At 70.6% G+C, this 17,602-nt stretch carries 17 protein-coding genes and 1 pseudogene; 10 read left to right on the top strand and 8 right to left on the bottom strand.

Annotated features, from left to right (window positions below):
• Positions 1–25 precede the first annotated feature (25 nt).
• The 4 genes from TU31_RS09560 (at position 26) to TU31_RS09545 (ending at position 4,634) form a co-directional block, all read left to right on the top strand.
• Positions 26–823: a carbon-nitrogen hydrolase family protein gene (locus TU31_RS09560; RefSeq protein WP_042152159.1), complete on the top strand. Its 798-nt coding sequence runs from the start codon at positions 26–28 to the stop codon at positions 821–823.
• A gap of 335 nt (positions 824–1,158) precedes the next feature.
• Positions 1,159–3,291: a S9 family peptidase gene (locus TU31_RS09555; RefSeq protein WP_078885667.1), complete on the top strand. Its 2,133-nt coding sequence runs from the start codon at positions 1,159–1,161 to the stop codon at positions 3,289–3,291.
• Between the two features lie 153 nt (positions 3,292–3,444).
• Complete coding sequence (locus tag TU31_RS09550; RefSeq protein WP_042153632.1) at positions 3,445–4,032, top strand: Rieske (2Fe-2S) protein; 588 nt, start codon at positions 3,445–3,447, stop codon at positions 4,030–4,032.
• 59 nt (positions 4,033–4,091) lie between these two features.
• Entirely contained in the window at positions 4,092–4,634 is a 543-nt protein-coding gene (locus TU31_RS09545; protein ID WP_042152155.1) for a GNAT family N-acetyltransferase, read from the top strand.
• A 180-nt stretch (positions 4,635–4,814) separates the two neighbouring features.
• Here TU31_RS09545 and TU31_RS09540 read toward each other — a convergent pair whose 3' ends face one another.
• Complete coding sequence (locus tag TU31_RS09540) at positions 4,815–5,267, bottom strand: VOC family protein (protein ID WP_042152152.1); 453 nt, start codon at positions 5,265–5,267, stop codon at positions 4,815–4,817.
• Positions 5,268–5,776: 509 nt separating this feature from the next.
• Here TU31_RS09540 and TU31_RS38505 point away from each other — a divergent pair.
• The 3 genes from TU31_RS38505 to TU31_RS09530 all read left to right on the top strand — a co-directional run bounded on the left by TU31_RS38505 (position 5,777) and on the right by TU31_RS09530 (position 7,007).
• Positions 5,777–5,944 (top strand): hypothetical protein, encoded by a 168-nt coding sequence (locus TU31_RS38505; protein WP_158894319.1) that lies wholly within the window; start codon positions 5,777–5,779, stop codon positions 5,942–5,944.
• Positions 5,945–6,258: 314 nt separating this feature from the next.
• On the top strand, positions 6,259–6,570 hold the full coding sequence (locus tag TU31_RS09535; RefSeq protein ID WP_245698475.1) for a sigma-70 family RNA polymerase sigma factor family protein: 312 nt from the start codon (positions 6,259–6,261) through the stop codon (positions 6,568–6,570).
• On the top strand, positions 6,558–7,007 hold the full coding sequence (locus TU31_RS09530) for an SRPBCC family protein (protein WP_042152149.1): 450 nt from the start codon (positions 6,558–6,560) through the stop codon (positions 7,005–7,007). Before TU31_RS09535 ends, TU31_RS09530 begins: the two co-directional genes overlap by 13 nt.
• A gap of 120 nt (positions 7,008–7,127) precedes the next feature.
• Here TU31_RS09530 and TU31_RS09525 read toward each other — a convergent pair whose 3' ends face one another.
• The 7 genes from TU31_RS09525 to TU31_RS09495 form a co-directional block, all read right to left on the bottom strand.
• Positions 7,128–7,544: a VOC family protein gene (locus tag TU31_RS09525; protein ID WP_042152147.1), complete on the bottom strand. Its 417-nt coding sequence runs from the start codon at positions 7,542–7,544 to the stop codon at positions 7,128–7,130.
• Positions 7,545–7,654: 110 nt separating this feature from the next.
• Entirely contained in the window at positions 7,655–8,305 is a 651-nt protein-coding gene (locus TU31_RS09520; protein WP_078885666.1) for a TMEM175 family protein, read from the bottom strand.
• A 203-nt stretch (positions 8,306–8,508) separates the two neighbouring features.
• Positions 8,509–9,564: a LacI family DNA-binding transcriptional regulator gene (locus tag TU31_RS09515; protein WP_042152144.1), complete on the bottom strand. Its 1,056-nt coding sequence runs from the start codon at positions 9,562–9,564 to the stop codon at positions 8,509–8,511.
• Between the two features lie 313 nt (positions 9,565–9,877).
• A complete protein-coding gene (locus TU31_RS09510) occupies positions 9,878–10,588 on the bottom strand; it encodes a sulfite exporter TauE/SafE family protein (protein WP_042152142.1) in 711 nt (236 codons plus the stop codon).
• Positions 10,585–12,057: an amidohydrolase family protein gene (locus tag TU31_RS09505; RefSeq protein ID WP_078885665.1), complete on the bottom strand. Its 1,473-nt coding sequence runs from the start codon at positions 12,055–12,057 to the stop codon at positions 10,585–10,587. Before TU31_RS09505 ends, TU31_RS09510 begins: the two co-directional genes overlap by 4 nt.
• A gap of 146 nt (positions 12,058–12,203) precedes the next feature.
• Entirely contained in the window at positions 12,204–13,631 is a 1,428-nt protein-coding gene (locus tag TU31_RS09500) for a uracil-xanthine permease family protein (protein ID WP_078885664.1), read from the bottom strand.
• Between the two features lie 271 nt (positions 13,632–13,902).
• On the bottom strand, positions 13,903–14,265 hold the full coding sequence (locus TU31_RS09495; protein ID WP_042152138.1) for a 5-carboxymethyl-2-hydroxymuconate Delta-isomerase: 363 nt from the start codon (positions 14,263–14,265) through the stop codon (positions 13,903–13,905).
• 322 nt (positions 14,266–14,587) lie between these two features.
• On the opposite strand from TU31_RS09495, the gene TU31_RS09490 reads away from it, so the two are divergent.
• The 3 genes and pseudogenes from TU31_RS09490 to TU31_RS36660 all read left to right on the top strand — a co-directional run.
• A complete protein-coding gene (locus TU31_RS09490; RefSeq protein ID WP_042152136.1) occupies positions 14,588–15,247 on the top strand; it encodes a LysE family translocator in 660 nt (219 codons plus the stop codon).
• 166 nt (positions 15,248–15,413) lie between these two features.
• Complete coding sequence (locus TU31_RS09485) at positions 15,414–16,073, top strand: HAD family hydrolase (RefSeq protein ID WP_042152133.1); 660 nt, start codon at positions 15,414–15,416, stop codon at positions 16,071–16,073.
• A gap of 104 nt (positions 16,074–16,177) precedes the next feature.
• A pseudogene (locus tag TU31_RS36660) lies at positions 16,178–17,377 on the top strand (aminotransferase class I/II-fold pyridoxal phosphate-dependent enzyme); the annotation flags it as partial.
• Between the last annotated feature and the right edge of the window lie 225 nt (positions 17,378–17,602).

Raw genomic sequence — 17,602 nt, 5'->3', positions numbered from 1 at the left:
GTGTCATCCCCGGAGGACGTACGCAGTGAAGATCGCCTGTCTTCAGACCGCCTGTGGCCCGACGGACTTCCCGCAGACCCTCGACAGGCTGCGGGACGCCGCGGGAAAGGCGGCCGCCGAGGGCGCCGAGCTGCTGCTCGCTCCCGAGATGACCATCGGCGGCTATCCACTCCAGCACGCGGCCCTCGCGCGGTCGGCCGGCACCGCGGAAGGGCCGCAGTGCACCGCGGTCTCCGAGATCGCTCGGGAAGCCGGCATCGCGATGGCGCACGGCTGGCCCGAGCGGGACGGTGCACATCTCTACAACGCGGTGCGGCTCGTCGGCCGGGACGGGCGACCGCTGGCCGTCTACCGCAAGGCACATCTCTACGGCCGGGCCGAGCACGAGCTGTTCACCCCGGGCGGCAACGGCGTGGTCCAGGCATCCCTGGGGGGCCTGACGGTGGGCATGCTGATCTGCTACGACGTCGAGTTCCCCGAGGCCGTACGGGCCCACGCGCTCGCGGGCACGGATCTGCTGCTGGTTCCCACGGGCCTGATGAGCCCCTGGGATTTCGTCGCCCGGACCCTCGTACCCGCCCGCGCCTTCGAGAGTCAGCTCTACGTCGCCTACGCCAACTGGACCGGCGAGCACGGCGGCCTCCGCTTCTGCGGCCGGAGCACCATCGCCGCCCCCGACGGCACGGTGGAGTGCCTCGGCCCCGCCACCGCCTCCGCCGGGGACCAGCTGCTGTTCGGCGAGGTGGACCCCACCACCCTGGCCTCGGCGCGCCGCACCACGACCTACCTCAGCGACCGCCGCCCGGAGCTGTACGGGGGCTGATCGCGGTACAGAGCACTCTCCGCCTGTGATAGAAGTACCAAGACCGTCGGCATCCGACGATCTCCGGGAGCGGCCGCCCTCACGCACGGCGGCACAGCCCAGCGCCGGGACTTCTTCGGCCAACTTCTGCACCACCACGGCAACGGCCTCGTCCCGTCGCCGGCTCTTCTTCCCTCTGCGCCCGGTCGGACACCGGCGCTCAGTGCTGCACCGATCCACACATCACAGCCGGGCCTGTTCCCTGAATCCGAAGTATGCCTAGGTTTCACTCAGGCTTTGCCGTGCCCCGGGACCGCCGCAGACCGGAACGCCCTCACCATCTGGAGGACAGCATCTTGCACAGCAGCACCCTGACACCCGAGCAGTCCACGAACTTCGCTGATTTTCCACGCCAGTTCGCCCGCAGCCGCCGCTTCTCCCTCGGCGTGCCCAGACATTTCACCGTCTCCCCCGATGGCCGTCGGGTGCTCTTCGTCCGTACGGTCTCGGGCACCGATCCGGTGGGCCGGCTGTGGCAGTACGAGGACGGGGCGGAAAGGCTGTTGGCCGATCCGGCGCTCCTGGTAGGGGCCGGTTCCGGGGCGGTCCCCGAGGAGGAGAGGCTGCGCCGGGAGCGCGCCCGTGAGCGTTCGGTGGGAGTGGTGTCGTACGCGACGGATGATGCGGCCCGTCTGGTGGCGTTCGCGCTGTCGGGGGCCCTGTGGGCGGTGCGTACCGACGGCGGCACACCGTTCTCCGTCCCCGCGGCCGGTCCGGTGGTCGACCCCCGCCCCTCCCCCGACGGCCGGTACGTCGCCTATGTGAGCCGTCGCTGCTTCCACGTCGTCGATCTGACCGGCGACGACCGGCAGCTGGCCCGTGCGGAGGGCCCGGAGATCTCCTACGGGCTCGCCGAGTACGCCGCTGCCGAATCCATGCAGCGGTCGCGCGGCTACTGGTGGGCGCCGGACAGCCGCCGCGTCCTGGTGGCCAAGGTCGACACCAGCCCCGTGGAACGGCGTTACATCAGCGATCCGGCCGACCCGACGAAGCCGCCGCAGGCGATCCGCTACCCGGCGGCCGGCACCGCGAATGCGGAGGTCACCCTGGAGATCCGCGCTCTGGAGGGCGACCGGGTCGAGGTGGAGTGGGACCGTAAGGCGTACGAGTACGTCGTGGCGGCAGGCTGGGACGCGCACGGTCCGTTCGTCACCGTGCAGAGCCGCGACCAGCGCATAGTCCGCACGCTCGCGGTCGATCCGGAGACCGGTGCCACCGAAGTGCTCCATGAGCGGACCGACCCGGCCTGGGTGGAGATCACCGAGGGCACCCCGGCCCGTACGGCATCGGGCGCCCTGGTGCTCCCCGAGGACGAGGGCGACACCCGCTATCTGACCGTCGGCGGCCAACGGGTCACCCCGGAGGGGCTACAGCTGTGCGCGGTCCTCGGGGTCGAGGGCGAGCGGGTGCTCTTCACCGCGAGCGACGACCCGCTGGAGACCCATGTGTGGTGCCATGAGCCCGGCCACGGCCTCCGCCGGCTGAGCCGGGAGCCCGGCAGGTTCACGGGGGCGGCGCGGGGCGGCACGGTCGTCCTGGCGGGCCTGACCCCACGGGGCAACGAGGCGGGCGTACTGCGGGGTGCCGGGGCTGCCGGGGACCCGCCGTACCAGACCCTCACCTCGCTCGCCGAGGAGCCGTTGATCACCCCGCGACCGGTCCATCTCACGCTCGGCGAACGGAAGTTGCGCGGCGCCCTCTACCTGCCGTCGTGGCACGAGGAGGGCACCGGAAAGCTCCCGGTCCTCCTCGACCCGTACGGGGGGCCGGGCATGCAACTCGTGGGACGGGCCCGGGGATGGTTCACCTGTGTGTCGCAGTGGTTCGCCGAGCAGGGGTTCGCGGTGCTGGTGGTCGACGGACGCGGGACCCCGAACCGCGGCCCGGCCTGGGAGAAGACCATTCACGGCGACCAGCTCGGCCCGGCGCTGGAGGACCAGGTGGACGCGCTGCGGGCGGCCGCGGCGCACTGCGGCGACCTGGATCTGACGCGGGTGGCGATCCGCGGCTGGTCCTTCGGCGGGTTCCTGGCCGCGGCCGCGGTGCTGTACCACCCCGAGATCTTCCACGCGGCGGTCGCCGGTGCCCCGCCCACCGACATGCGGATGTACGACACCCACTGGAAGGAGCGCTACCTGGGCCACCCGGAGGAGCAGCCGGAAAACTACGAGCGCACCTCCCTGATCGGCCACGGCCATCTGCTGAGCCGCCCGCTGCTGCTGGTCCACGGCCTCGCGGACGACAATGTGGCGGCCGCGCACACCCTCCGCTTCTCGGCGGAACTGCTCGCAGCGGGCAAACCCCACAGTGTCCTGCCGCTGCCCGGCGCCACCCATCTCCCGGCCGACGACGCTGTCAACGCACAACTGCTGTATTTCCAGCGGGACTTCCTGATGGGCGCGTTGGAGGAGGGCACCGGCAAGGACTGACGGGGGTGGGGCCACGGTCCGCCGACCGTGGCCCGCTCCCACGGATGGCACACCCCGCATTGAACGCTCCGGGCGGTGGCTCCGTATGGACCTTGTGCAACGTCCATGGAGCACATCGCGCACCGAAGCACCACCAAGAACCGGAGGCACACCATGGCTCGACAGGCAGCGTCGGAGCGGACGGAGACCGCAGCGGTGACCGCAGCGGAGGAGGCCGGCCCGGCGCCGGCGGGACGTGGGACGGGGCGGCGGGCGGTCGTCGCGGCGGTCGGCGCGGCCGGCCTCACGGCAGCGCTGGCGGCCTGCGGCGGCAGCATGTCGGACGCGGGGAGCGGGGGCTCCAAGGCCGCGGGTGACGATCAGGCCGCCCCGGAGACGAGCGGCGGAGGCGGCGACGGCGGTTCGGGCGGCACCGGCGGGAGCGGGGCCGACGGTTCCGCCGGTGGGGACAGCGGCCCCACCCTCGCCAAGACGTCGGAGATCCCCAAGGGCGGCGGCAAGATCTTCAAGGGCGAGAAGGTCGTCGTCACCCAGCCCCAGGACGGCGACATCAAGGCGTTCTCCGCGATCTGCACCCACGCGGGCTGCGTGGTCGGCGAGGTCTCCGGCGGCACCATCAACTGCATGTGCCACGGCAGCAAGTTCGACATCACCGACGGCAGCGTCAAGACCGGCCCCGCCACAAAGGGCCTGGCCCCCGCCAAGGTGACGGTCAAGGGCGGCTCGGTCACCCTCGGCTGACGCAGCGCCGGCCTGCTATTCGCTTGCCGCAAACGAGCCCGGTCGGATAGGAAGCCTGCATGCTAAAGGGCAACAAGGTCGGGCTCAGGGCTCGGCACGAGGACGACATCCCGATCCTTCAGTCCGAGCTCCACGACGACGTGGCCAACGCCGCGCGGGCCCAGGGCAGGCCGTGGCGGCCGCTCACGCCCGGCTCGAAACACTCGCAGTTCGTGGTGGACGACACGGAGCAGGGGCACGTCCCGTTCTCCGTGGTGGAGCTGGCGGGCGGCACGCTGGTCGGCACCGCGACGCTGTGGGGCATCGACGATCACCACCGGTCCGCGCACATCGGGTTGGGTCTGCTGCCGTCATCGCGCGGCAAGGGCTACGGCACCGACGTGGTCGCGGTGCTCTGCCACTACGGTTTCATCGTGCGCGGCCTACAGCGGCTACAGATCGAGACGCTGTCGGACAACGAGGCGATGCTGCGCTCCGCCGAGCGCAACGGCTTCGTCCGCGAGGGCCTGATGCGCTCCTCGGCCTGGGTGATGGGCGAGTTCCTGGATGAGGTGCTGCTCGGGCTCCTCGTCCAGGACTGGAAGCCGGACTCGAAAGGCTAGGCACTTCTTCTGGATCTCCTTGCCGACCAGAGGAACATGCCGGCGAGGTGAAGGGCAGCGAGGCAAATGGCGGCGGTCTTGTCGTAGCACCCGGCAAGGCCGCGCCACTGCCTGAGCTTGTTGCTGCACCGTTTCGCCGCGGGTTTCGCAGCGATCGGTCGCGGTCGCGGCTCGTCGGTGTCAGTTGTTGCCGGCGGGTGGGTCGGCGAAGACGCCCTTCTGCATGCCGGTGGCTTGTCCTACTTCGATGAGGTAGCCGTCGGGGTCCCGCAGATAGCAGCGCAGTTCGGCTTTGCGGTCGAGCGGAGGCGTGAGGAATTCGGCTCCCTTGGCGCTCCACCGCCGGTGGCATTCCTCGATGTCGGCGACGCGGATATTGAGAAAGCTGCTGACCGTGTTCGGGTCAGTGGGCGGGCGCAGGGTGACGTCCGGCTTGTCGGGGGTCGGCCCGCCGCCGGGGTTCATGATGATCCATCCATTGGCGAGCTTGACGATGCAGGGGTTCTCGGCGAGGACCACTTCACCGCCCAGAACGTCGCTGTAGAAGGCGCGGGACCGGGCTACGTCGGCCACCGTCAGGAAGTGGGTCAGGAGCAGCCCGGCTTCTGGATATGGAAGATCATCACGGCTCATGCGCGACCTCCAGGCAAAAGGGATGTTTCCGCACATAGTGACGCATGGATGGCTGTGGTGGCGGATGGACACGGGTACCCGCACCGGCGCGAAACGCCTACCGCCGCCGGGCGAACCAGGCGACCAGGGCCGCGGGCCCCATCGACAGCATGACGGCCGCCTTTACCGACAGGAGCCCGAGGCCGGGAGTCCACCACCCCACCTTCCACGCCGCGACCCATAACAGTCCCAGAATCAATAAGGTGCAGCCCACAGACAGTGCGACCCGCACGGTACGAGGGCCTTGAGGCTCTTCGCTGTTTCTCTCATCCATGGGCGCGACTATAGAGACAGGCCGAAGTCCACATCGCCTCAAACCACTTGTGGCCGAATCGCTGGACGAGGTGTTCATCAGAAGCTCCAGCATCTAGCCCTAGCCGTTCTGCGGTTGGCCGGTCAGCGCCTTCCCCGTCGGACAGCGCAAGACCACCAAGATCGAACCGGGGACCACCGGAGAAGTCGATGTGACGATGTCCAAATACACCGGCTTCTGGTGGACCGGATTCTGGCGGACGGCTGAGGAAGGCGGACCGAACTGGTCCACCATCAACACCAGGAAGGCTCCCGCGAACCAGGACACCTGCTACGAGGTCGGCGGAACCACCTTCTACGCCTGGGAGACCACGACCGCCTGCTGATCCCACCGGTACGTCCCCTGCCATACCGGTGAGCCGGAGCCGCAACCCTGCCCAGAGGGGTTGCGGCTCCCGCACGTCAGCTCCGGCGAGTCATGGCCATGACCTGCGGCTCAGCAACGCAACGCAGCGGCCTTGCACGCCCGTTGTGCAGCGAATCACAACGGCGGGGCTGTCACAGATCGCTGATGTGCGGTGTCTCGATGGGCAGCCGAAGAAAGGGGCCGCGTGTGCTGCCGGGGTACCGACACATGCTTGTGGTGGGGTCAGGCCATGGCTGAGGACGCCTTCACCGAGCATCGCTGGCGCCCGATGCCGTGCAGATATCCGACGGCGGCGGGAAGGTTGTCGCGGCCCGCCGCCCGATCACCGGCCGTGCCGAAGTCGCCCGGTTCGTCCTCGGCGTGCTCCGCACCACCACCGCGGCGACCCGCATCGAGCACGCCACCTATAACGGCATGCCCGCGGCACGGTTCGTCACCGGTGAGGCACTCGACTGGCTGGTCGCGTTCGAGATTCACGACGGACGGATCACCGGCCTCTACGGCGTCCGCAACCCGGACAAGCTGCACCGCGCCGAGACGGTGCTCCCACTCGACCAAGGAGGTCACCCGCTGTGGAAACCATGACCGTGGAACGCGTCATCGCCGCCCCGATCAAGGACGTGTTCAGCTGGCTCACCACGACCACCAACTACACGGCCTCGCCCCTGATTCTGCGCTGCCGTCTGACCCGGCACGGCGAGTCCGCGCCGTATGGCGTCGGCGCGGTGCGCAACCACCTCTGGCTGATCGGCTGGTTCCGGGAGCGCATCACCCAGTACGACCCGCCGTACGCCACCGAGTACATCGTCGAACGCAGTCTGCCGCCGTCCCGGCACGAACTCGGCCGCATGACCTTCACCGAGGTCGACGGCGGAACCCACGTGCGCTGGACCACCCGCGCCGAGATCCCGGTCCCCTTGCTCGGCCCCTTCCTCACCCGCCGCCTCGCGAGGCCGGTGATCACCGGCACCTTCCGCAACATCCTCGACGCTGCCAACACCGCGCTGACGCAACGTCGATAGTCCGCATCAAGCGCGCCCGGGCCAGGGACGGCCGGGCGCCACGGGATACCCGCCCGAGCCGGCCTCGGACACGGACACGCGTCGGTGCGCCCGTTGGGCACCGACGCGCCGACGTCCGGATCAGCTCTGCCGCTCGCTGATATTGACCATCCACGTGATACCGAACTTGTCCGTGCACATGCCGAACACGTCCCCCCACATCTGCTTTTCCAGGGGTACGGCCACGGTGCCGCCCGCGGACAGCTTCTGCCAGTAGCCGCGCAGTTCGTCCGAGTCGTCGCCGGCCAGGCTCACCGCGAAGTTGTTCCCGGGCTTGTGTTCGGTCCCGGGCGGATTGTCGGCAGCCATCAGGGTGAATCCGCCGGCGGTCTCCAGCTGGCTGTGCATGATCTTGTCGGTGTATCCGGGCGGCGCCTCGGAGCCGAAGGCGCCGTAGGTGTGGACGGACAGGTCGCCGCCGAGGACCTCCTTGTAGAACTCCATGGCTTGCTTGGCTTCACCGGAGAAGCTGATGTACGGGTTGAGGCGAGAGGTCACGAGATGCCCCTTTCGTGCGGAATGGCCAGCGCGGGCAGCCTACGTGCGTCAGGGGCAAAGTCGGATGACCTGAGGCTCGCGGTGAGGCGGGCGTATGCATCGCCGTCCCGCTAAGAGCTGTCCCGCCGGGCGTCCGCGCGCAGGCGCTTGCCCCGTTTGCCCGTCGCCACCCTGATCGGGATCAGCACCGCCCACAACAGCTTCGCGCCCGTCGGTGAGACGAAAGCGAGCGGGATGGCGACGGCGAAGACCAGCACCGTCGCCGCGAGGTCGACCACGTCGTTCCGCGCGACGGGGTCGGACAGCACCGCCCTCCCCAGCCATGGGCGCTTCCACAGCACGATCGTCAGCGCGAGCTGCGTGGCGCCCATGGCCGCGACCGCGCCGGAGTAGACGGCCACCGACTGCGGCTCGTCGCCGTACTCGGCCAGCAGGGTGGTGGGGAACGGCATCAGGGCGATCAGCCCCAGGCCCAGCAGCACCAGCTTGATGATCGTGCCGTCCACGTCCCGCACGTACCGGAAAGTCTCGTAGTGGCCCCGCCAGAACGCCGCGATGACCACCAAACTGAGGGCGTACGCCCAGACCTTGGGCATCACATCCCTCAGCGCCTGCGCGAAACCGGCGGAGTCCAGCCCGTCGGGCACCGCGATGTCCAGCGCCAGCAGCGTCATCGCGATGGCGAACACCCCGTCGGCCAACGCGAGGAGCCGGGCCGCGCTCCCCTCGTCATCCCGTACTGGCCGGCCACCATTCACCAGGCCACTCTAGGATCATGAAACCCGGAAAATCCCGATTTGCCAGTTGTACGTGTTGAGCGCCGGCCGTCGGACTTCGTCGGCCGGTGAGTGGGGTGGGTGTTCCGCGGCGCCCTCCGGAACGCGAGTAACGGCCTTCGGCGCCGGCCGCAGGCCACACCCCCTAGGGGGACCGCGCACCCTCCGGGCGACGGGCGACCGAAGCGCTATCCCCCGGGCGGGACACGCAAGGACGAGGCGCGCGCGACGACGCGGGGCTCCCACGGGGACTGCGGGCCGGTGGCGGCGGCCTCGTCACCCCCGGCGCTCAGCCTGCTGAGCAGCAGCTCGACGGCCTCCCCCGCCGCCCGTTCCAGTTGAAGGTCGACCGCCGTCAGCGGCGGCTCGCAGGTGCGGGCGCGGAGGCCGTCGTACCGGGTGACGAGCATGATGTCCTCGGGGACGCGGCGGCCCCGGTCGCGGACCGCACGGATGGCGCCGACCGCGAAGGCATCGACGAGGGCGCAGAGTGCGTCGACTTCCGGATGGGCGTCGAGGAGCGCCGCGCAGGCGTCGTACCCGGCCTGTTCGCCACCCTCCTCCGGCGCGGTCGCGACGGCCGGAGTCCAGCCGTGTTCCTCGGCGGCCCGGAGATACGCGGCACGGGCGTCGACCGCGGAGTGCCGGGCACCCGCTCCGACGAGGAGCGCCGGGTGCCGGGCCCCCTGCTCGCGCAGGTGGTCCAGGAGCACCTCGGCGACACGGCCACCGTGCAGGTCGACGTACGGCGCGTCGTCGCCGGGCGCCGGCCGGCCGAGCGTCACATACGGCAGCCCGCGCCCCCGCAGCTGCGCCACCGCCGCGTCGTCCTCGTCCGGTTCGACCACGATCGCGCCGTCGATGTCCACGGAGTAGAGGGCCGAGCCGGACTGCACGGGCGGTATGAGCACGAGCGCGTAGTCGTGTACGAGGGCCCGCTCGGCCGCCGCCGCGGCGACCTCCATGTAGAAGCCGAGCCGGGACGGGCCCCCGGCCACGGCGAACGGCATCGACGAGGCGAGCGCGATCGCCTTCGCCTGGCCCCGGCGCAGCCGCTGGGCGCGGAGGTTCGGCCGGTACCCCAATTCGGCGGCGACCCTCTTGATGCGTGCGCGGGTCCGCGGGTCGACCTTGCCGATGTCGTTGAGGGCGTGCGAGACGGTCGTCCGTGACACCGAGGCGGCCTCGGCGACATCGGCGATCGTCGGCGGCCGGGCGCCGGAACCGGGACGGATACTGGGCATACCTGTATCTTCGCCGACCACTCGCCGCGCTTCCAGCATGCTCGCCCTGGGCCCTGGGCCCTGCGCCCTGCGGCCGAACGCGACCGGGGGACGGCCCCCCTTCGTGCGCCGACCGCTCCGACGGCTCCGACCGCTTCCCCGGCGCCGGAGCCGCACCGCCGCCCGGCGGCCCCGAAGCGCCGCAGGGCACCGCCCCATCCTCCGCCCCGCCCGCACCCGCACCCGCACCCGCACCCGCACCCGCACCCGCACCCGCCAAGGCCACCGAGCCCCCGGCCCCCAAGCGCCCGGCTCCGATCCCCCGACGCCCCCCTCACACCCCCACCATCAACACAACCCCCGAAATCAACGCGAACGCCAGCACAAACACCCGCAGTTTTGACGCATCGACCCTGTGATGGACCCGTGCGCTGAGCCAGGCACCGAGGGCAGTCGCCGGCAACAGCAGGGCTGCCCAGCCCAGTTGGGCCGGATGGCTCTCCCCCGTCACGAACAGCAGGGCCAGCGAGGCCGCTTCGCCGACGAGGAAACACACGGCCACCGTGGACCGCAGTTCGCCCGGTGGACGGTGTTGGTAGACCAGGGCGAGGGGTGGGCCGCCGACACCGGTCGCCGTTTCGGTGAGGCCGGTGACGACTCCGGCACCGACGTACGCGCCCCGCCCCGGCGTGAACGCGGGCGCGGCGAGGCTCACGAGCGCCGCCAGTACCGTCGCCGCGCCCACGACCAGGCCGAGGCTGCGGTCCGGGGTCAGCCAGAGCAGGAGCAGACCGCCCGGGGTGGCCGCCAGGCGTGCCGCGGTGATCCAGCCCGCGCCGCGCAGGTCGAGGCTGAGCCGTTCGCGCCAGGCCACGTACAGGTTCAGCGGGATCATGGAGGCGAGGACGAACACCGGGAGCAACCCGGGGTCCAGGAGCCCCGCGACAGGGGCCACGATCAAGGCGAATCCCAGCCCGCTGGCGCCCTGTACGAACGCGGCCGCGGCCACCACCACCGCCAGGACGGCAAGCGTCTCGCCGCTCATCGCGCGGCACTCCGGAACCCGGGGGCATCGGCCGCCACTCGCGGCACACCTCGTACCGGCGCGCCCCCGGGCGGCCCTGGTGCCGCGGCCCGCGTCCGCGCGGCCTCCGAGGTCGGGTGGGCCCGCACCACCGACGCGCGCCGCACCACCTCGGGACCCAGCTCGGCGGCGCGCCGGACCAGGGCGGGGCCGTCCCAGTCCGGTGGCCAGCCGCGCCACAGTCGCAGCCGGCCCGCCACGAACACCGCGGTGATCTGGTCGCGGTTGCCGCGTCGGACCAGTTCCCACGGCAGGTCCCAGGAGGGGTGCATCTCGGGGCCGGTCACGTCGACCAGCAGGAAGTCGGCGGCGGCACCTTCGGCGATCCGGCCCGTACGGGTGCCCAGTCCGAGCGCGTCCGCGCCGCCCGCGGCACCGTGCTCCAGCCAGGTCCACCCGGCACCGCACGAGGAGTCCCCGGTGGCCAGCCCGTACATCAGACGCTGTGCGAACTCCGCCGCCTCGACCAGGCGGAACGCGTCGCCGCGCGTGCCGTCCGTGCCCAGGCCGAACCGTATGCCGCGCGCGGCCAGTGTGGTGGCCGGGGCGACCGCGTTGCCCTTCCAGGCGCTCGCCACGGGGTTGTAGCTCACCGCCGCCCCGGTGTCGGCGAGCAGACCGACTTCGGCAGGCGTGAGGAGGGTCGCGTGGGCGGCGACCAGTTGCGGCCCGAGGGCGCCCACGTGGTGCAGATATTCCAGCGGCCGCAGGCCGAAGCGGACCAGCGATCGCTCCACTCCCGCGAGATGTTCGTTCACATGGATCTGGACGACGGCCTGCGCGGCGGCGGCCAGCCGGGCGGTGTCCCGCAGGGTGCCGGGCGTTGCGGCCTCCGGGACGGAGACGGCGAGTGACGGGTGGATCAGAGCGTCGCCGTCGTAGCGGGCGAGGTGCTTCTCCGCCTTGGCGAGCACGGCTCCTGCTGCGTCCCCCTCGTCGTCGGCGTCGTTGCAGACCAGCCCGAGGACACAGCGGATGCCGGCCTCCCGGGCCGCTGATGCCACCACGTCCACGTCCACCGACGCGCGGGTGCCGGCGTCGGCAACCGTGGTGAAGCCGCCGCGCAGCGACTCCAGCGCGGCGAGCTTCGTCGCCACGAAGGCGGACTCCTCGTCCAGCGCGGCCTCCAGGGGCACCCACACCCGGCGGAAGATCTCCGACGGTTCGCCGAAGGCGAGCGCCGCGCCGAAGCTCTGGGTGAGGTGGTGGTGGGCGTCGATGAAACCGGGCATCAGCACATGTCCCGGCAGCCGTACGGGAGTCAGCTGCGGGTGGGTCCGCGCCAGGCGTTCCGCGGGGCCGACGCCCACGAACGTCCCGTGGGCCACCACCACTCCGTACCCTTCCTGGGGGCCGTCAGGGGTCAGCGTCACATCGGGGACCAGAAGCAGCGTGTCGGCGCTGACGTGGTCCGGGGTCAGGTCGGTCATCAACTCTCTTTTCGGGAAGCGGCCGACGGGGGGCCGGGGGTGAGCGACGGGTGTGTTCCCGCAGCTCCGGGGCCGCGCCGACCCCGGTGCCAGGCAGCCGGCGAACAAGGGCACGTACGAACAAGCCCACTTACGGACCGCGGCACTTACGACGACGGCGCGCTCTGCCGGCGGACGCCGGGTGCCTCGACGTCCGGCGTGCCGACGTCCGGTGTGCCGATGTCTGGTGCATCGACGCCGGATGCATCGACGTCGGGCGCGTCGACATCGGACGCGTCGACATCGGGCGCGTCGTTGCGGCGTGGACGCAGGTGGTGGAAAAGGACGTTGAGGACGGCCGCGACCAGGGCGCCCACCCCGACACCGCTCTCCAACAGGATCCGTACGGTCGACGGGAAGCCGCTGTAGACGCCGGGTACGAGGATGGGCAGCAGGCCGAGGGCCAGTGCGACCGCGCAGATGAACGTGTGGGTGTGCCGGTCGAGTTCGGCCCGCCCGAGCATCTGGACGCCCAGCACCGTGATGACGGCGAACACCACGAGGGCGGTGCCCCCGATGACGGCGGAGGGAATCACGCTGATGGCACGGGTGACGGGCGCCAGGAAGCCGAGCGCGATGAGGACGAGCCCGGCGGCGGCCGTCACGAACCGACTGCGTACGCCTGTGACGCGGACGATGCCGATGTTCTCGCCGCTGGTCACCATCAACGGCAGCCCGAACAGTCCGCCGAGGAGCGAGGTCGCCGCATCGCCCCGCACCGTCCGGGGGACGGCCGTCCGCGGCTCGATGTCCTTGCCCACCGCCTCCGCGTTGATGACGGTCTGCCCGGTCGCCTCGGCCATGGAGGCCAGGCTGTACAGCATGAGGGGGAGGGCGGCCAGCAGATTGAACTGCGGAGTGCCGAAGGGAAGGAGATGCGGGACGCCGACGAGGCCGCCCTCGGCGATACGACCGCCGTCCAGGCCGAAGAGCAGCAGAGCCAGTACCGTGCCGGCGATCAGGCCCAGCAGCACCGCCAGTTGGCGCAGCACTCCGGTGCAGAGCCAGTAGAACGCCACCGTGAAGCCGATCGTCGCGAAGGCGAGGGCGAGGTGCGACGGGGCGGCGAAACCGGGTTCGCCGGGGCGTCCGGTGACCAGCAGCGCACCGACCTTCACCAGGTTGATGCCGACGATCACGATCATCGTGCCGATGACCAGGGGCGGGAAGAACCGCAGCAGACGGGAGAAGAGGGGGAGGACGACGAAGGTGAACACGGCGGTGAGCAGCACCGCGCCGGTCGCCGTCCGCAGGCCGTGCTGCGCCGCGATCGCCAGGAAGAGCACGAGCGGGGCACCGCCGGGCAGCATCACGAACGGCAGCTTCGGGCCGAACTTCCACGGGCCCAGTGACTGGATCAGCGATCCGACTCCGGAGGCCAGGAAGGCCGCGGACAGCAGATCGACGGTGACGCCGGGACTCAGCCCCAGCGTCGCGCTCATCAGGAAGACCGCCGAGATGGGGGTCGCGGCCATGACCAGCACATGCTGGAGGCCGAAGAGGACGATCTTGCCCAGGGGGCGGGCTTCGTCCACCGGGTGAGGAGTCCTGTCCGGGACAGGCGCTCCCCCGGGGGTCGGGGTGGTGGGGGCAGGCGTGGGGCGGGATCTGGACACGTTCGAGCTCCGTTCCAGCTCGTTCCGGTTCCGGCCACGATCCGGCCCTGGACGGGGAGCCAAATCGATTTGGCCAAATCGATTTGGCCCCGAGTATGAGAGGCCCCCAGGGCCGCGTCAAGGGGTCGCGCAGCAGTGGAATCGCACCTTTTCCACCACTTACGTTCGTGGGGTGGAGGCGGAGGCGTCTCTAGCGCGGCGAGTGGTTCAAGCGGTACGAGCCGGCCAAGTCCCGCACCTCCGCGGACGCCACCACCTCGCACCCGTCATCCGCCGGCAGGTGTTTGCCGAGCAGAGCCAGCACATCCTCCGACAGCCGTGCCTTGGCCTCATCCGGACGCCCCGGCAGCAGCCCGATGTCCACATGCAGGAACGCCACCCGCCCACCCCCTCCCTGGCCGACGTATACCTCCGTCGCCCGCCGGAAGAAGGTCTTGCACACACCCGTCGAGCCGGAGCCCTCAAGCACCATCGGATGCAGCTCCCCCACGAACGCCTGACGGTCGAAGACGCCGTCCAGCTGCGCGGAGTAATCGACGGTTATGTGGGGCATGGGGGGACCTCTCGGGTGCGTTTCCGGTACACCTATCTTCGTCCATGCGGCTGGCCGCGCTGCACCCAGTCCCGCTGACGCACGTACTGCGCGCGGGAGTTGGCCGTACGCGATGCGGGTGCCACGGACGACCGCCGGAGCAGCCGCCCTCGCCCCGCCGGGACGAGCCGGCCTCACCGGACACTCAAGGCCGACGAGGAGACGCCCACAGACGGCGATCGGGCCACTTTCCACGCACCAGACAGCCGAAAAGCGCAAACCCTGCCCGATACCGGGCAGAAAAGTAGCTGTTCCATAACTCCCGGACGTATCGTGAGCGCCCATGATCGCCATCGACGCCTTGTGGACCTTCTCTTTGATGGTGGGACTCCTCACCCTCACTCCCGGGCTGGACACCGCCCTCGTCCTGCGCACTGCCGCGCTCGGGCACCGCCGGCGTGCCTGGGGCGTGGTTCTCGGCATCCAGAGCGGCACCCTGATCTGGGGCACGCTCACCTCGCTCGGTGTGACCGCGCTGCTCACCGCGTCCCACCTCGCATACGAGATCCTCCGCTGGGCCGGGGCCGCGTACCTGGTGTGGATGGGCGGCAGGCTGCTCCGGTCCACCTGGCGCCGCTCGGCGGACGAGGCCCCGGAGACACCCGGGAACAGGGCCGAAGTCCCCTCGGGAGCAGGCTCCGGTGACTCGCTGCTCGGCGGCTGGCGGCAAGGGCTCACGACCAACCTTCTCAACCCGAAGATGGGCGCCTTCTACGTCGCGATGCTCCCGCAGTTCCTCCCTGCCGACACCTCGCACCTCGCCGCGGGCGTGCTCCTGACCGGCATCCACATCCTGCTGGCCGTCCTATGGGCCGGCGTACTGATCACCCTCGGGCACGTGCTCCGGGACCGCCTGCAACAGCCCACGGCGCGCCGCTGGCTCGACCGCGTCACCGGTACGGTCATCGCCGCCTTCGGGGTCCGGCTCGCACTCGGGGAGTGAGACACCGTCCGAGGCGACCGCAGGCGAACGACCGCGGTTCGGCGTCTCGGTGCTTTCCGGAACACCAACGATCAGTTCACGAGGCCGGTATGCGCATGAACCGCTGACCGGCCCGCCCCCACCCTCTGAACGGGCAACCACTCCCCCGAAGTGAAAGGACACCTGCATGCGCTCGCTCCCCACCAGCGTGGAGGCCGTGGTCTTCGACTGCGACGGCTTGCTGGTCAACACCGAGGTCTGCTGGACCGTCGCGGAAACGGCCATTTTCGCCGCGCACGGCCACTCCTTCGGCCCCGAACAGAAAGCGCTGGTCATCGGCCGTACCGTGGAGGCCGCGGCAGAGGCCATGGCGGACTACTTCGGGCGGCCCGGAGCCGGTGCCGACCTCGCCGCCGAGCTCCTCGAAAGGGTCCGCACGGAGCTGGCCGGGGGCGCCGCCGCCCTCCCCGGCGCAGCGGAGCTGGTACGCGCCTGCCGGGCAGCCGTGCCCATAGCCGTCGCCAGCAACAGCCCCCGGGAACTGCTGGACACAGCACTGGAATCGGCCGGCCTCGCCGCTCACTTCACCCACTCGTTCGCCGCCGACGAGGTGGCTTCCCCCAAGCCCGCACCGGACCTCTATCTCATGGCATGCGAGGCACTCGGTGCGGCGCCACAGCGCTCCGTCGCCTTCGAGGACTCGGCCACCGGCATCTCCGCGGCCCGTGCCGCCGGGCTCCACGTCGCGGTCGTACCGTCCCTGCCGGGAGCCGACCTCGACCACGACTGGCTGGGCACCGGCTTGGATGACCGCCAACTCATCGATTGGGCCCGGCAATTGGGGTAGCACGCGGGCGCCCGGCTCCCCGGCGGCCGCTCAGCCCCTGAAGCTGCGCCCGGCCGGGCGAATGCGAGGTGATTAGCCGTGTGAGAGTCGGGAAATCGTCCGCTATGCCCCTTGACCACCGTCACGCGCCCGTGCTGGAAGCTCTCGCCCGGTATCACTCCTCGAAGCATGTGTCGTTCAGCCCTCCTGGTCACAAGCAGGCACGAGGTGCCGATCCGCGGGTCCGTGACGTGCTGGGCGACGCGGTGTTCTACGGGGATGTCCTGGCCTCTGGCGGCCTGGACGACCGACGTACCGGCGGGAGGATCCTCGAACGCGCCGAGAAGCTGATGGCCACTGGTCACCAGTCCCACCCCGTACGGCACCTGCGCGGACCTCCGCGCCCTCGCGGACACCTGCCACCGCCGGCAGAGCCGCTCATCGTTGATGAAGCCTGGGGGGCGCACCTGCCCTTCCACCCCGAGCTGCCGATGTGGGCCATGGACGCGGGTGCGGATGTCTGTGTCACCAGCATCCACAAAATGGGGAGCGGCCTGGAGCAGGGTTCCGTCTTCCACCTACAGGGCGACCTGATCGACCCGGCCCTGCTCAAGACCCGGGCCGATCTGCTCGGTACCACCAGCCCGTCCGTGCTGATCTACGCCGGCCTCGACGGCTGGCGCCGGCAGATGGCCCAGCACGGCCATGACCTGTTGGAGAGGGCCCTCCAGCTGGCGACTCAGGTGCGCGGGGCCATCGAGGAGATCGACGGCTTCCACGTTCACGACGGTGCGGACTTCTGCGGTCCTGGTCTGGCAGACGACTTCGATCCGCTTCCTGTCGTCGTGGACGTCACCGGCCTCCACACCACGGGGTACCGGGTGGCCGACTGGCTTCGCGAGCACCGGCATGTCGATGTGCATCTGGCCGACCACCGCCGCATCAACACCCAGCTCACCCACGCTGACGATCAAGAGACGGCAACCGTGCTCCTGGAGGCGCTGAGGGCGGTGTCCGCCGCCGGGCCGGACCTGCCCCCCGGTCCCCCGGTCGACGTCCCTCCCCCGGCGACCCTGCGGCTCCAGCAGACCTGCCTGCCGCGCGATGCCTTCTTCGGGCCCGTGGAAGACGTTCCTGTGCAGGAGGCCGTGGGTCGCGTGGCCGCCGAGATGATCACGCCCTACCCGCCCGGCATCCCGGCCGTACTGCCGGGCGAACTCCTCAACGAACGCGTGCTGCACTACCTGCGCTCAGGGATCGAGGCGGGCATGAACCTTCCCGACGCTGTCGATACCCGGCTCCGTACGGTGCGGGTCATGGCGGAGGGCAAGGACTGTCTCCGCGACGGCGCAAGACACCCACGCCCTCCGAGGGCCCTGCCGGAACCGAGTGTCACTCTCATGATCTGCAGGTCCCTGGGCACGCGAAGGGCGGGTTGCGCCCGAGCACAGCGGGCACCCGGCACCCGACCTCGTGGTGGGTCGGCGCCGGCCGCCTTTTACGCTCCGTATCCCAGGACGGACCGCAGACCGTCAGCCCTACCGGCCAGC

It is taken from the genome of Streptomyces lydicamycinicus (assembly GCF_000829715.2).
In the GTDB taxonomy this organism is placed as follows: domain Bacteria; phylum Actinomycetota; class Actinomycetes; order Streptomycetales; family Streptomycetaceae; genus Streptomyces; species Streptomyces lydicamycinicus.
Note: the sequence above shows the minus strand (reverse complement) of the source record. Positions and strands in the feature narration are given on the sequence as shown.

Coding starts and splice junctions, on each gene's coding strand:
- TU31_RS09510 (WP_042152142.1), bottom strand. CDS start 10,588: ATGAGCGGCGAGACGCTTGCCGTCCTGGCGGTGGTGGTGGCCGCGGCC.
- TU31_RS09505 (WP_078885665.1), bottom strand. CDS start 12,057: ATGACCGACCTGACCCCGGACCACGTCAGCGCCGACACGCTGCTTCTG.
- TU31_RS09495 (WP_042152138.1), bottom strand. CDS start 14,265: ATGCCCCACATAACCGTCGATTACTCCGCGCAGCTGGACGGCGTCTTC.
- TU31_RS09545 (WP_042152155.1), top strand. CDS start 4,092: ATGCTAAAGGGCAACAAGGTCGGGCTCAGGGCTCGGCACGAGGACGAC.
- TU31_RS38505 (WP_158894319.1), top strand. CDS start 5,777: ATGTCCAAATACACCGGCTTCTGGTGGACCGGATTCTGGCGGACGGCT.
- TU31_RS09485 (WP_042152133.1), top strand. CDS start 15,414: ATGCGCTCGCTCCCCACCAGCGTGGAGGCCGTGGTCTTCGACTGCGAC.
- TU31_RS09540 (WP_042152152.1), bottom strand. CDS start 5,267: ATGAGCCGTGATGATCTTCCATATCCAGAAGCCGGGCTGCTCCTGACC.
- TU31_RS09550 (WP_042153632.1), top strand. CDS start 3,445: ATGGCTCGACAGGCAGCGTCGGAGCGGACGGAGACCGCAGCGGTGACC.
- TU31_RS09490 (WP_042152136.1), top strand. CDS start 14,588: ATGATCGCCATCGACGCCTTGTGGACCTTCTCTTTGATGGTGGGACTC.
- TU31_RS09515 (WP_042152144.1), bottom strand. CDS start 9,564: ATGCCCAGTATCCGTCCCGGTTCCGGCGCCCGGCCGCCGACGATCGCC.